Below are 14,119 nucleotides of genomic sequence, written 5' to 3' on the forward strand. Positions count from 1 at the left end.
CGCACCAGGGGATCGGGCGTCTTGGCCGGGCTGTGGTGCGGCCGCGAGCTGCGGTCGGCCATCCCGGCTTCGCCCTCGAGCCGGTAGCGCTCAGCCCATTTACGTGCTGTTCTGACCGAGGTCATGAACATTCTCGCGGCCTCGGCGGGACGCCAGTTCTGCTCGACGACCAGACGCGCCAGGCGCAGCCGGGCACGCGGCGTCAGCGCCGCGTTAGGGTGGGACACGAAGGCCTCCGGGTGGTGAAGCGGTTCCTAGACAGCTCCACTTCACATCCAGAGGCCTTCACCTGTCTTCACGACAGGCCGTCACCCGCCCAAACCGGAACAACGTCCCCGGACATCACATCTAGCGGGTGACGGTCAGCGTGAACGTCGTCGTGCCGGTCTTCCCGTCGGCCGAGGTGGCCTTGATGGTGATCGGGTAGGTGCCGGGCGGGGTGGAGAAGTTGGTGAAGATCCAGACGTTGCTGGTGCCGTTCTGGCCGATCGTGGCCGGGTTGAACGAGAGCTGCGCCCCCGTGGGCACCCCGGACGCGGTCAGCGTCAGGTTCCCGGTGCCGCCACCGGCCTTCACCGACGTCTGGGCCAGCAGGCCCTGCTTGACGCTCGCGGACGACGGCGTCGCGGTCACGGTGACCTCACCGGTCGGCGGTTCGCTGCCTTCCACCGTGAGCGAGACCGTTGTGGTGGCCGTCTTGCCCGCCGAGTCGGTGCCGGTGACCGTGATCGTCGAGGTGCCGGCGGTGGCCGTGGACGACACGTCCAGCGTCAGCTTGGACGAGCTTCCCGCACCGATCGAGGTGGGCTGGAACGTCGCCTTCACGCCGTTCGGCACACCGCTCGCGGACAGGGTGATCGTCTGGCCGTCACCGTTGCTCGACACGGTCGTGGAGACGTACTTGCCCTTGGCCGCCTTCACACTGCTCGGCGACGCGCCCAGCGTGAAGTCGCCCGGCTGCGGGTCGCCACCACCGGTGACGGTCAGCGAGTACTTGCCGGACGCGGTCTTGCCGCTCGAGGTCGTGCCGGTGATCGTGACCTCGTAGGTTCCGTTCGGTGCCGAGGTGGTGGCCTCGAACGTGACCTTGGCCGAGTTGCCGGTGGTGACCGACGTCGGCTGGAACACCGCCTTCACCCCGCTGGGCAGGCCGCTCGCCGACAGCGTGGCGTTCTCCGCGCCACCGGAACCGGCGGTCGTGGTGATGCCGGCGGACAGCGTCTTGCCCGCCGCCACGGAACCGCTGCCGGGCGCGACGGTCAGGCCGAAGTCGCCGACCGGGGGCTGCTCGCCGACCTCGTTCCTGACCCAGTCGCCCATCTCGTTGTCGAGGCGGCCGTAGATCGAGTACCACTTGAAGTCGGACCGGCTCCACGACGCGACGCCGTAGATCTTGCCGTCGACCACCAGCGGGCCGCCGCTGTCACCGGGCAGGATGGTGATCCGGCCGTCGGAGTAGCCCGCGCAGATCATGGTCGCCGACTTGAAACCCGCGCCCACGCCCTGGCAGACGCTGTCGCCGTTGACGATCGGCAGGCTCGCCTTGTCGAGGGTGACATCCGCCGACGTGTCGTTGAAGTCCTTCTTGCCGTAGCCGAACCCGACACCTGTCCTGCCTGGCGCCGCACCACCGGCATCGGCTGAGGTGGCGAACTTCGGGTACGCGGCGCCGCCCTTCAGGGCGATGTCGCGGTCCACGGTCACGACGGCGACGTCGTAGCCCTGGTCGAAGTTGACGTACTTCGGGTGCTTCTTGTAGCTGACGACGTTGACGGCGAACCCGGTCCCGTTGCCGCCGTTGAAGTCCTTCAGGTCGTCGAGGCCGTAGACGAACCTCTTCTCGCCCTGGGCGTCCGCGCAGTGGGCCGCGATCAGGATCTTGCGCGGGGCCACGACCGTGCCGGAGCACGTCTGGCCCTCCGGCCGGGTGCCGCCGGCGCGGATGCCGGCGATGATGCCGGGGAACTCGCTGACGGTGGCGTTCTGCCCGCCCGCGAAGAAGGGCGAGGCGTCACCGAGGTTCGCGGGGACGGTGTCCCCCAGGTAGTTCGCCGCAGGGGCGTTCGGCGGCGCGGCGTTGGCGACGCTGACGGGCGTCAGCACCGAGGCCGCGACCAGGGCCACCAGGCCCCATGACCGTGTTCTCGTCACGTTGGTTCCTCTCCGGATCTCAGGAACGCCCACCTCAGGGCAGGGACGGCGGCCGTTCGCTGCGATCACTGTCGGAGTGGAGCACGTGCGGAACAATCAGGGACCGCATCCGTAGGGGTACTGCTCTTTCTGCCTGGGACCCGGCCTACGACCTGCGGAAGATCGTGATGGAGTGGCCGACGACGTCGATCGGTGTGCTCGTGTCGACCAACGCCCGCAGCTCCGCGTCGGCCTTGGCGATGGCCGTGTTGGACACGATCAGCAGCCCCTTGACCTCGTCCGGCGGTGCCTCGCGCGGGTCGGAGGCATGGATCCCGTGGTGCTCGGGCACGCCGGCGCCCTTGTAGACGAGCCACTTCCGCTCGCCCAGGTAGCGCTTCAGCCGTTCGGCGAGCCTGCCGAGGTCCTGGCCCCAGTCGACGTTCGAGTCGTGCAGGTGCAGAGCCGTCTTGGACGGGCCGCCGAACACCTCGTTGGAGTACGGCAGGTAGTACGGGAACGTCCACAGTGAACTGACGGCGGCCAGTGCGACGGCGACCTTCGCGTACCGGCGGTGCGCGACCACCGCGGCGGCGACGGCGAGGAACATCGGCACGAAGATCGCGTAGCGGACGCCGAGGTCGCGGTTTCCCGTCATGGCCACGGCCAGCAGCGCGGCGGCCGGGGCGAGGACGTACGCGGCCGCCGGGTGCTTGACCAGGGCGGCGGTTCCGGCGGCCCAGAGCAGCAAAGCGCCCAGCGGTGTCTTCACCAGCAGGGCGGCCGGCAGGTAGTACCAGTGCGAGCCCTCGTAGTGCGTGCCGAAGAGGTAGCCGCCCCAGACGCGGTCCTCGAACGCCAGCTGGGCCCGGATGCCGTCGAGGTAGGCCCGCGGGAACGACACCGACGGGTCCACGGCCGCGTGCGAGATCCAGACGACGGCGATCGCGGTCAGCAGCACGCCGAGCGCGGCCCGCCACCGCGAGTGCCACCACACGAGCGCCAGCAGGACGGGAACCGCCGCGAGGGTGTTCGTCTTCGTCGCGAGGGCCGCGCCGAGCGCCAGTCCGGCCAGCGGCAGGTGCGGTGCGGGGCCGGTGCGCGCCCGCCACAGCAACCAGGCCGCCGTCAGCAGGAATCCGGCGGCCGGAACGTCCAATGTGGCCAGTGAGCCGTGCGCGATGACGTCGGGCGAGAACGCGTACAGCGCCAGGGCGGCGATGCCTCCGGTCCGGCTCTTCGAGATGTCGGTGGCAAACAGGAGGACGACCACGCCGAACAGGAGCGTGAGCACGATCATCGGCAGTCTGGCGGCCAGCAGGAGCGTGCCGGGGTCGTTGCCCGACTCGTAGAGCACGTGCCGGCCGAGTTCGGTCTGGTCGCCCCGGAAGTCCGGGTCCAGCCGCACGCCGGCGAACGCGAGACCGGTCGCCATGGCGAGTTTGCCGAGCGGCGGGTGTTCCGGGTTGTAGCGCAGGCTGTGCTGCTGCGCCTGGACGACCGCGGCGCCGATGTACACGGGCTCGTCGACGGTCGGCGTCTGCTGCACGGCCGTGGTGGTCATCGCGATCGCCATCTGGGCCAGGAGCACCGCCGCCACCAGCACGAACGGCCACCGCCGGGGTGCGGCGGCCCGCGCCGGCGGCAGGGGTGCCCCGGTGGGGCGCTGGATGGTGGCGAGCGACAAGACCGCTCGGTCCTCTCGAGTGGGGTGGACGAACCCGACACTTCCTGAACGCCGACGCCCGGCGGACGGGTTGCCTGGACATTTCGCTACAACTCGTCGCGGAAGCCTCTACCGCAATTGAGCTACACCTTGTAGCTTTACTGGCCCCCGGACGAGGGAGACCAGCCGTGACCACGTTGAACACCACCCGCTCGACGGCCGTCCTGGCGGCACTGGCCGTCACGATCGGCGCGCTCGAGAGCATCCCGTTCCCCGCGTTGCCGTTGCTGCAACGCGAGCTCGGCCTCGACCCCGCCCAGGCCGGCCTGCTGTCGACGACGCTGATCATCACGTCGGCCATCACCATGCCGGTCGTCGCGAAGATCGCCGACGACCGCGGCGGGCGCCGGACCCTGCTCGCACTGACCTGGTGCATCGTCGCGGGCGCCGTGCTGTCGGCGTTCGCGACGACGTTCCCGGTGATCCTGCTCGGGCAGTTCCTGCAGGGTCTCGGCGGCGGCGTGCTGCCCGTGTCGTTCGTCGTGGCGCGGCAGGTCTTCCGCGACTCCACACCGGTCGCGGTCGGGGTGCTCACCGGCCTGTTCACCGTCGGCACCGGCATGGGCGTGCTCGTCGCCGGACCTCTTGCGGACGCCCTGTCGCGGCAGTGGATGTTCCTGCTCCCGGCGCTCGTGGTCGCCGCCGTCGCGCTCGTCGCGCCGTTCGCGCTGCCCGGACCGGAGAACGTGCGGCGGGCGCGGCTGGACTGGCCGGGCGCGACACTGCTGGCGTTGGCGCTGGCCACGCTCATGCTGGCCCTTTACCTCGCGCCGCAGGCACCTCCCACGGCACTGGTGCTCCTGGCGTTCACCGCCGCACTCGGTGCCGGATGGGTCGTGGTCGAGCGGCGCGCCGCGCACCCGTTGGTCGACCTCGGCATCCTGCGCACGCGTGGGGTGTGGACGGCGAGCGTCACGGCAGGGGCGCTCGGCGCGAGTTACTCGGCGACCTACTTCCTGGTGCCCCAGCTGCTCGCCGGATCCGGCACCTCGGCGAGCGAGATCAGCCTGCTCCTCTTCCCCGCCGTGCTGGTGGCCCTGGTGGTGGGGCCGTCGTCCGGAGTGCTGGTCCGTCGCGCCGGGGCCCGTGCGGTCGCGGTGGCGGGTCTCGTGCTCGTGTTCGCCGGCACCTCGTTCGTGGCCTTCTGGCACTCCCCGTGGCAGATCGCCGTGGGTGTGCTGGTGGCGCTCGGCATCGGCGTCGGCACGGCGTCCACCGCCCTCTACACCGGCGCGATCGCGTCCGTCGGCGAGCAGGACACCGGCGTCGCCACGGCGGCGTGCGGCATCGCGCGGGCGATCGGCGCGGCCGTGGGGGTCCAGCTCGCGGCGGCGTTGCTCACGGGATCGGCCGGGACCGGCGTGTTCCACCTCGGGTTCCTCCTCGCGGCGGTCGTCGCGCTGGTGCCGCTGGCCGTGCAGCGGAAAATCCGTTTCAGCGACGCGGTGGCGCGGGGCTAGCCTGCGTCAATGTCGTTGGCAGACCTGGACAAGATCGCTCTCGAGACCGGCTTCTCCGGCGTGGTCCAGGTCGACCGCGCCGGGGAGGTCGAGTTCGCCGCCGCCTACGGCCTGGCGAACCGCGCGTACGGCGTGCCCAACACCGTCGACACCCGGTTCGGCATCGCCAGCGGTGGCAAGGGGTTCACCGCACTGGCCGTGCTGTCCCTGGTCTGCGAGGGCGGGCTCGCGCTCGACACCACCGCCCGCTCACTGCTCGGGGACGACCTCCCGCTGATCGCCGACGACGTGACGGTCGAGCACCTGCTCACGCACACGTCCGGCATCGGCGACTACCTCGACGAGGAGGGCGACTGGGCGGTGGACGACTACGTGTCCGGCGCGGTGCACGTGCTCACCACGACGGAGGCGTTCCTGCCGCTGCTCGACGGACATCCCGCGAAGTTCAAGGCGGGCGAGCGGTTCTGCTACTGCAACGGCGGTTACGTGGTCCTCGCGCTGCTCGCCGAACGCGCCGGCGGGCAGAGCTACCACGACCTGGTCCGCTCCCGGGTGCTCGCCCCGGCGTCGATGACGAGGACCGACTTCCTGCGCTCGGACGAACTGCCCGGCGACGCGGCCGTCGGCTACCTGGAGGGCCTCGACCGGACCAACGTCTTCCACCTGCCCGTCCTGGCGAACGGCGACGGCGGCATCCACACCACCGCGGGCGACATGTCGAAGTTCTGGCGCACGCTCTTCGCGGGCGACGACGCCGAGTTCGTCACGAGGCCGCGCCACGACGTCCCCGAGGAGTCGATGCGGTACGGGCTCGGCTTCTGGCTGCACGAGACCGACGACACCGTGATCCTCGCCGGGTACGACGCGGGCGCGTCCTTCAAGTCCGTGCACGACCCGCACACCGGCACCACGAAGACGGTCTTGTCGAACACCTCACCCGGCGCCTGGCCGATCGCCGCACTGTTCTGAACGGGTGATGGATGCGAACATGTGTTCGTGAGCACCCCGATCCTGCACGCCGACCTCGACGCGTTCTACGCGTCCGTCGAGCAACGGGACGATCCCCGGCTGCGGGGCCGTCCGGTGATCGTGGGCGGCGGGGTCGTCCTGGCCGCGAGCTACGAGGCCAAGGCGTACGGCGTGCGCACCGCGATGGGCGGCGCGCGAGCCAGGCACCTGTGCCCGCACGCCGTCGTCGTACCTCCGCGGATGTCGGCCTACTCGGCGGCGAGCAAGGCGGTGTTCGAGGTCTTCCGCGACACGACACCGCTGGTCGAGGGCCTCTCGATCGACGAGGCGTTCCTCGACGTGGGCGGCCTGCACCGGATCGCGGGCCCACCCGAGGTGATCGCCGCACGCCTGCGGGCGGACGTGCTGTCGCGGGCCGGCCTGCCGATCACGGTCGGGGTGGCGCGCACCAAGTTCCTCGCCAAGGTGGCCAGCGGGGTCGCCAAGCCGGACGGGTTGCTGGTCGTGCCGGCCGACCGCGAACTGGAGTTCCTGCACCCGCTGCCCGTCGAACGGCTGTGGGGCGTCGGCGAGGTGACGGCCGGCAAGCTGCACGGACTGGGGCTGCGGACGGTCGGTGAGGTGGCCGCGCTCGGCGAGGCCGCCCTGGTGTCGATGCTGGGACGGGCGGCCGGACGGCACCTGTTCGCGTTGGCGCACAACGAGGATCCGCGCCCCGTCCAGACCGGGCGACGGCGGCGGTCGATCGGGTCCCAGCGCGCCCTGGGGCGGCGGGAGCGGTCGCGGTCGGACCTGGACGCGGTGCTGGCCTCACTGGTCGACGGCGTCTCCCGCCGGTTGCGTTCGGGCGACCGCGCCTGCCGGACGGTGGTGTTGCGACTGCGGTTCGCCGACTTCTCGCGCGCCACCCGGTCCCACACGTTGCGCAGCCCCACCACGGAGACCTCGGTGCTGCTGGCCATGGCCCGGGAGTTGCTGGGTGCCGCGATGCCGCTCGTGCGCGGGCGGGGGATCTCCCTGCTCGGGGTGTCGTTCACGAACCTGCAGGACGACTCGCCCATGCAACTGGTGCTGCCGTTCGAGGAGCAGAAGCCCGCGGCCCTGGACGCCGCCCTGGACGGGGTGCGGGAGCGGTTCGGGGCCCGGTCGGTCACCAGGGCCGTGCTGCTGGGACGGGATCCCGGCGTGTCCGTGCCGCTGCTGCCGGACTGACGAGGTCCGGCTTTACACCCGATGGACCCTTGTAAACTGAAACGTGTTCTAGTTAGTCTACCGGCATGATCGCCACAGTGGTGTGGGGCACCGGGAACGTAGGTCGTGCCGCGATTCGCGCCGTCGAGGCCCATCCGGCACTCAAGCTGACGGCCGTCGTCGTCCACAACCCGGACAAGGTCGGCCGGGACGCGGGCGACCTCGCCGGACTGGATCACGAGCTGGGAGTCGCGGCCACCGCCGACATCGACGCCGTGCTGGCCACCAGCCCGCGGGCCGTCGTGTACGCGGCGTCGGGCGACATCAGGCCGGACGACGCGCTGGCCGACATCACCAAGGCGATCAGGGCGGGCGCCGTCGTCGTGACGCCCTCGCTGTACGCGCTCTACGACCATCGCAGCGCACCGCCCGAGTTGCGAGAACCGGTTCTAGCCGCGATCGCGGACGGGGGCGGGTCGCTGTTCGTCTCCGGGGTCGATCCCGGCTGGGGCAACGACGTGCTGCCGTTGATGGTCAGCGGGCTCGGCAGCACGATCGACGCGGTGCGGTGCCAGGAGATCTTCGACTACTCCACCTACGACCAGCCCGACGCCGTGCGGTGGCTGATCGGGTTCGGGCAGCCGCTCGACTACCAGGCGCCCATGCTGATGCCCACCGTGCCGACGATGGTGTGGGGCGGGCAGATCCGGTTGCTGGCAAGGGCTCTCGGGGTCGAGCTGGACGAGATCCGGGAGACCGTCGACCGGCGTGCGCTCGACGAGACCGTGACCACCCGGACCATGGGCGAGTTCGAGAAGGGCACGCAGGGCGCCATCCGGTTCGAGGTGCAGGGCATCGTCGGCGGTGAGCCGTTGATCGTGATCGAACACGTCACGCGCATCCACGCCTCGTGCGCCACGGACTGGCCCGTGCCGCCGTCCGGGGACGGGGCGCACAAGGTGATCATCGAGGGGCGGCCGAGGATCGAGGTGTCGGTCGAGGCCGTGGACGAGGGCGAGAACCGGTCCGCCGGCGGGAACGCCACTGCGGTCGGGCGGATCGTCAACGCCATCGACTGGCTCGCCGCCGCGGAGCCCGGGCTGTACGACGCGCTCGACGTCCCGCTGCGGCCCGTCGCGGGCAAGCTCGGAAGGAGCAGGCCGTGAACATCGACATCCCCGAGGGCAAGGACCCCATCGGGTACGTGTGGGGCGAGCTGGTGCCCGGCATCGGCATGGCCGCGGCCAACCTCTCGCTCGCCGTGTACCAGCACACGACACTGGGGCTGCGCGAGTTCGAGGCGGCGCGGCTGCGGATCGCGCAGATCAACGGGTGCATGTTCTGCCTCGACTGGCGGACCGAACGCGACGGCGTCAAGGTCGAGGACGACTTCGCCGACGCGGTGACCCAGTGGCGCACCACCGACGCCTTCGACGACCGGGCGAGGCTGGCCGCGGAGTACGCCGAGCGGTACGCACTGGACCACCACGGTCTCGACGAGGAGTTCTGGGCCCGGATGGCCCGGCACTACACGCAGGTGGAGATCGTGGAACTCACGATGAGCATCGGGGCCTGGCTGGTCTTCGGCCGGTTGAACAGGGTGTTCGGCCTCGACGCGATGTGCGTGCTGCCGAAGTTCTGACAGTCCACACGCGACAGGTCAGAAGTCGGTCGCGATGATCTTCTCGATGTTCCTCTCGGCGAGCGCCGTGATCGTGACGAACGGGTTGACCACGGTGCAGCCGGGGATCAGCGACCCGTCCGTGACGTACAGGCCCGGATAGCCCTGCAGGCGGCCGTAGTTGTCGGTCGCCTTGTTCAGCACGGCGCCGCCGAGCGGGTGGTACGTCAGGTGGTCGCCCCAGATCTTGTAGACGCCGAAGAGGTCGGTCCGGTAGATCGTCCCCTCCTTTGAGTTGATCTTGTCGAAGATGGTCTTCGCGGCGTTGATCGAAACGCTCTTCCAGGCGGTCTGCCAGTTCAGGTCGACCTTGCCCGCGGCGGCGTTCCAGGTGAACTGGGCGCGGTTGGGGGTCCTCGTGATCGACAGGTAGAACGACGCGTAGGTCTCGATGCCGGTCGGGAGCGGTGCCACCTCGGCGAAGGCGCCGCCCGCAGCCCAGTTGTCGATGCCCAGGGTCGGGATCGACGACTGCAGCGCGCCGGTCGGGTCCCACAGGTGGTTGGCGCGGCCGCACATCACGTTGCCGTTGTCGCCCCAGCCCTTGCCGACCTCGCCGTTCAGGTTCGGCAGCGCGCCCGTGGCCTTGAGCTTGACCAGGAGCTTGCTGGTGCCGACGCTGCCCGCCGCGAAGAACACCTTCGCCGCGGTCACCTCCTTGACGGCGATCGGGTCACCGGTGGTGTTGAGCTGCTCGATGGTGACCTTGTAGCCACCCGTCGCGGGCACCACCGACACGACCCGGTGCAGCGGCGAGATGGTGACGCGGCCGGTCGCCCTGATCTTGGAGATGTAACTCTTCTGCAGGGACTTCTTGCCGTAGTTGTTGCCGTAGAGGATCTCCCCCGCCAGCGCCGACTTCGGCACCGTCCCGGCGGCCTCCTGTTCCATGTAGTTCCAGTCGTACACGGTGGGCACGAAGACGTACGGGAAGTTCGACCGCTGGGCGTGCTTCCGGCCGACCCGCGCGTACTGGTAGGCGTCCGTGGTGTCGAACCACGCCGGCCGGATCAGGCCGACCCCGAGCTCCGCGTTGGCACGCGGGTAGTAGGTGTTGTACATCTCGTCCGGGTTCACCGTGGGCAGGACGTCGGCGAAGTTCTCCCGCTTCGGCGTCACGGCCATGCCGCCGTTCACGAGCGACCCGCCGCCGACACCGCGTCCCTGGTAGACGGTGATGCCGGCGAACTCCTCGGCGTCGAGGATCCCGGTGTACTTCGGGATCGTCTTGTCGATCGGGAAGCCGAGGAAGTTGCTCAGCGGCTGCTTCGTCCTGGTCCGCAGCCAGAAGGACCGCTGGTCCGGCGTGGTGGTGTTGGCGAAGATCTTCCCGTCCGCGCCGGGGGTGTCCCACGCCATGCCCATCTCGACCATGTGGACGTCGACACCGGCCTGGGCGAGGCGCAGGGCCGTCACTGAACCGCCGTACCCGGTGCCGATCACCAGTGCGGGCACGACCGCCGCGTCCGCGATCGACGTCGCCGCCCGTGCCACCGGAGCGACGCCACCGAGGGCCACAGCCCCGAGAATAGAACCTGTTCCAGCCATGAACGAACGTCGTGAAGGACCCTCGAAACCGTTGTCACACGTCGTTGTGTGGGTCATGTGATCTTCCTCACTGTGGGCGCATGAGAACAAGTTATACCGACGGTTGTAGATCAAGTCACTACCTGGTAGTCCCGGTTCCCTCGGGGAGCGCAGCGCAGGTCGCGGTCTCGGAGCCGCGATTCGGAACCGTCGCGGACGACCCGGACGGCCCAGCGCGAACACACGATCCGGGAATGTTCGGACACGCATGGTCGCCCGACAATCGAGCGATGCCAGAGGTATCCGGTGGTGAGGACGCGAGAGCGAGCGTCGTGGTGGTGGGTGCGGGGACGTCCGGCCTCGCGGCGGCGCGTGCGCTGCGCGAACGGGGTCATCCCGTCACGGTCCTGGAGGCCCGCGACCGGGTCGGCGGCCGGATCTGGACCGACGAGCACGGGGTGGACCTCGGCGCTCACTGGATCCACGGCACGGACGGCAACCCGATCACCGACCTGGTCGAGGAACTGGGGATCCCGTACAGCTACGTGGGCGGGGACAGTGCCTACACCGGCGGGTTCGACAGCCTCGACCTCTTCGGGGCCGACCGGCGGGCGATGAACCACCGCTACAAGAGCCGCACGCTCGCGCTGGCCGACGAGGTGCTGCACGAGCTGGAACACCGGGCGGCGTTGGCGCGCAAGGAAGACCAACCGGACACACCGCTGGGTGAGGCGGTGCGGCAGATCCTCGCTGGGCTCGACATGTCCTCAGAGGACGAACAGGCCGTGCGGTACCACCTGAACGTCATCCTGCGCGAGGACGCGGCGGAGGACCCGGACAAGCTCTCGCTGAAGCACTGGGAGGAGGGCTACCTCGTCTACGGCTACGGCGACAGCACGCTGCACCAGGGGTACCGGTCCGTTGTGGACGCTTTGGCCGAGGGTCTCGACATCAGGCTGGGGCACGTGGTCACGCGCGTCGAGCACGGCCGCGTGACGACGGACCGGGGCGTCTTCGAGGCCGACAAGGTGCTCGTCACGCTGCCGTTGGGGGTGCTGAAGGCGTCGGCCGTCGAGTTCGTGCCGCCCCTGCCCGAGGCTAAGCGGTCGGCGATCGCCCGGCTCGGCTACGGCACGCTCAACAAGATCGCGCTGCACTACGACGCGCCTTTCTGGCCCACGGAACAGTACGTCTTCGGCTACCTGTGCCGGGACACCGACCGCTACCCCACCGTCGTCATCAGCATGTGGAAGTCGCACGGCAAACCGGTCCTGGTGATGCTGCTCGGCGCCTCCCTCGGCCGCGAGGTGGAGACCTGGTCCGAGGACGTGGTCTCGGCGTACGCGGCCGATGTCGTCCAAGACCTCTTCGGCGAGAACGCGCCCGCCCCCCGCAGCGTCTCCCGCACCGCATGGTCCTCGGACCCGTACGCGCTGGGCTCCTACACCTGCATCGGCGTCGACTCGTCGGCCAAGGACATCGCGACACTCGCCGAACCGATGGGCGACAGCCTCTTCTTCGCCGGCGAGGGCACGAACCCGTACCACTGGGGCTGCGTGCACAGCGCCTACGAGTCCGGTCTGCGCGAGGCGGCGCGGATCAGCGGCGACCACGACCTCTACACCCCGCCGAGCGCCGGCAGGTCCCGCGCGCAGTCGCGCAACACCGACAGGATGCTGCGGTTCGTCAGGATGCGGATGAACCACCTCACCTCGTCCGAGCTCTCCGAACGGGTGGCGTGCCTGCGCGACAGCGTCGACCCGCACGGCGTCCGCCTCTTCGCCGCGCTCGCGGACTCCGAGCTCGAGACGCTCGCCTCGATGTTCGACGAGATCCCCTACAGCGCGGGAGACGCGCTCTTCCGCGAGGACGACGAGGCGCACGGCGTGTTCCTGGTCGCCGGCGGCCGGGTCGAGATCGACTTCGGCGGCATCTACGACCGCTCGGTCCTGGGCCGCGGCGGCCTGCTCGGGCACTACGACATGTTCTTCAACGCCCGCACCACGTCGGCGACGGCGGTGACGGACGACGTGATGGTGTTCTACCTCGACCACTACCGCTACCAGAACTTCCTGCACGCGTTCCCGGAGGTGATGATGCTGATGCTCTCGGACCTGGTGACGCGGTGGGAGCAGCTGGAAACGGTGCTGGGATCGACGATCCGGTTGACCGGTGGCGGTCCCGCCGTGAACCTCACCTCCGCGGCCGAGTGCTGAGCGCCCCTGTCAGGGTGGTGGCGACGCCGGGACTTCCACCGTGGACCAGTGCCTGACGGCGGGTCTGGTCGACGGCGTGCGTCATCAGGCGAACGGCAGCGGCGGTCCCGGGGTGCGCGCGACGATCGCGGCCGTGGCGATCAGGTCCCAGCCGGGTGCGTACTGGTTGCCGGTGCTCATGTGCGGGGCGTGCTTCTCGTAGCGGTCGAGCAACTCCCACACGGAGTCGAAGACCGCCTTGTGCGGGTGGCCGGACGGGACGTGGCAGCAGTGCCGGGCGAGGTCCAGCGTCTGGCCGGGGGACTCGCCGCGCTTCGTGGCCTCGACGCCCGCGGCCAGGTAGACGTAGAGCCTCTCCAGCAACGGGTCCAGCCTCGGGACGCGCATCGGCGCGGGCCCGAGGTCGGCGAGGTCGTCGCGGGCGATCAGCCTCCGCGTCTGTCCACCTAGGACACTCGCGACCTCCTGCGCGGTGAGGCCGGCGTACTGCGCGCAGCGGGCCGTCGCGTGCGCGCCCCACGTCGGCGTCGAGTACGGGACGTCGCTGCCGAACAACACCTGGCCCGGCGGGATGGTGCCGAGCGCCGTGACCAGGTCGGTGGGACTCCACCACGACGTGTCGAAGAACAGGTTCCGCCTGGGGTGGCCGGACAGCCACGCGAGGTCGGTCAGTCCGGCGTGCGCCAGGACGATCCGCGCACCGGGGAACCGTTCGAGGACCGCGAGCAGGGTGTCGCCGTAAGGGTTCACCTCCGGTCCCGCGTGGAGCACCACCGGCAGGCGGAGTTCGTGGGCGAGCCCGAGGACGCCGTCGAGCCGGTCGTCGCCGAGGTCGAACTCGTCGCTCGCCGGGTGGAGCTTGATCCCCGCCGCCCCGGCTTCCACGCAGCGCGCCGCCTCCCCCGGATCGTCCGGCGTGACGCGGCAGAAGGCGACCAGCACGTCGTCGGCCTCGGCGAGCACGGCGTCGTTGGCGGCGCGGTACCCGTCCGGTTCGGTCAGCGGGAACACCGCCGCGCGGGCGTCCAGAGTGGACAGGGCGGCGCGCAGCTGCGGCACGGTGGCGGAGAACCCGCTCGGGTCGTTCGTGCCGACGTGCGTGTGGACGTCGAAGAGCGGGTCTTCGACGCCCAACGCGTCCCACCAGGGCCTCACCAGATCGTCCGCGTACATCCGCTCTCCCGTCGTCACGGCCTGAATGCCCGGATGATCACCGGGC

11 protein-coding genes are annotated in these 14,119 nt (G+C 70.1%); 6 read left to right on the forward strand and 5 right to left on the reverse strand.

What is annotated here, in order from left to right:
• The 3 genes from BMY74_RS05440 to BMY74_RS05450 all read right to left on the reverse strand — a co-directional run.
• Positions 1-227: leucine zipper domain-containing protein (locus BMY74_RS05440; RefSeq protein WP_143091456.1), on the reverse strand; the 227-nt coding region annotated here is incomplete at its 3' end.
• 121 nt (positions 228-348) lie between these two features.
• A complete protein-coding gene (locus tag BMY74_RS05445) occupies positions 349-2,151 on the reverse strand; it encodes a trypsin-like serine protease (protein WP_089910583.1) in 1,803 nt (600 codons plus the stop codon).
• Positions 2,152-2,296: 145 nt separating this feature from the next.
• Positions 2,297-3,817, reverse strand: a complete 1,521-nt coding sequence (locus tag BMY74_RS05450) for a phospholipid carrier-dependent glycosyltransferase (RefSeq protein ID WP_245785920.1) — start codon at positions 3,815-3,817, stop codon at positions 2,297-2,299.
• 167 nt (positions 3,818-3,984) lie between these two features.
• On the opposite strand from BMY74_RS05450, the gene BMY74_RS05455 reads away from it, so the two are divergent.
• The 5 genes from BMY74_RS05455 (at position 3,985) to BMY74_RS05475 (ending at position 9,118) form a co-directional block, all read left to right on the forward strand.
• Positions 3,985-5,316, forward strand: a complete 1,332-nt coding sequence (locus BMY74_RS05455; protein WP_177229588.1) for an MFS transporter — start codon at positions 3,985-3,987, stop codon at positions 5,314-5,316.
• 9 nt (positions 5,317-5,325) lie between these two features.
• Entirely contained in the window at positions 5,326-6,285 is a 960-nt protein-coding gene (locus tag BMY74_RS05460; RefSeq protein ID WP_177229589.1) for a serine hydrolase domain-containing protein, read from the forward strand.
• Between the two features lie 21 nt (positions 6,286-6,306).
• Positions 6,307-7,497, forward strand: coding sequence for a DNA polymerase IV (gene dinB / locus BMY74_RS05465; RefSeq protein ID WP_089910589.1), 1,191 nt, complete (start codon positions 6,307-6,309; stop codon positions 7,495-7,497).
• Positions 7,498-7,562: 65 nt separating this feature from the next.
• Positions 7,563-8,642 (forward strand): NAD(P)H-dependent amine dehydrogenase family protein, encoded by a 1,080-nt coding sequence (locus BMY74_RS05470; protein WP_089910592.1) that lies wholly within the window; start codon positions 7,563-7,565, stop codon positions 8,640-8,642.
• Positions 8,639-9,118 (forward strand): carboxymuconolactone decarboxylase family protein, encoded by a 480-nt coding sequence (locus tag BMY74_RS05475; protein WP_089910595.1) that lies wholly within the window; start codon positions 8,639-8,641, stop codon positions 9,116-9,118. Before BMY74_RS05470 ends, BMY74_RS05475 begins: the two co-directional genes overlap by 4 nt.
• Before the next feature lie 18 nt (positions 9,119-9,136).
• On the opposite strand, the gene BMY74_RS05480 is transcribed toward BMY74_RS05475, so the two are convergent.
• A complete protein-coding gene (locus BMY74_RS05480) occupies positions 9,137-10,675 on the reverse strand; it encodes a GMC oxidoreductase (RefSeq protein ID WP_483867898.1) in 1,539 nt (512 codons plus the stop codon).
• Positions 10,676-10,974: 299 nt separating this feature from the next.
• Here BMY74_RS05480 and BMY74_RS05485 point away from each other — a divergent pair, with 299 nt between their 5' ends.
• Positions 10,975-12,900, forward strand: a complete 1,926-nt coding sequence (locus tag BMY74_RS05485) for an FAD-dependent oxidoreductase (protein ID WP_089910602.1) — start codon at positions 10,975-10,977, stop codon at positions 12,898-12,900.
• Positions 12,901-12,984: 84 nt separating this feature from the next.
• Here the strand turns inward: BMY74_RS05485 and BMY74_RS05490 are convergent, their stop codons facing one another.
• Complete coding sequence (locus tag BMY74_RS05490) at positions 12,985-14,073, reverse strand: amidohydrolase family protein (RefSeq protein ID WP_089910606.1); 1,089 nt, start codon at positions 14,071-14,073, stop codon at positions 12,985-12,987.
• Between the last annotated feature and the right edge of the window lie 46 nt (positions 14,074-14,119).

Origin of the sequence: Lentzea albida (assembly GCF_900111005.1) — a bacterium.
Taxonomy (GTDB): domain Bacteria; phylum Actinomycetota; class Actinomycetes; order Mycobacteriales; family Pseudonocardiaceae; genus Lentzea; species Lentzea albida.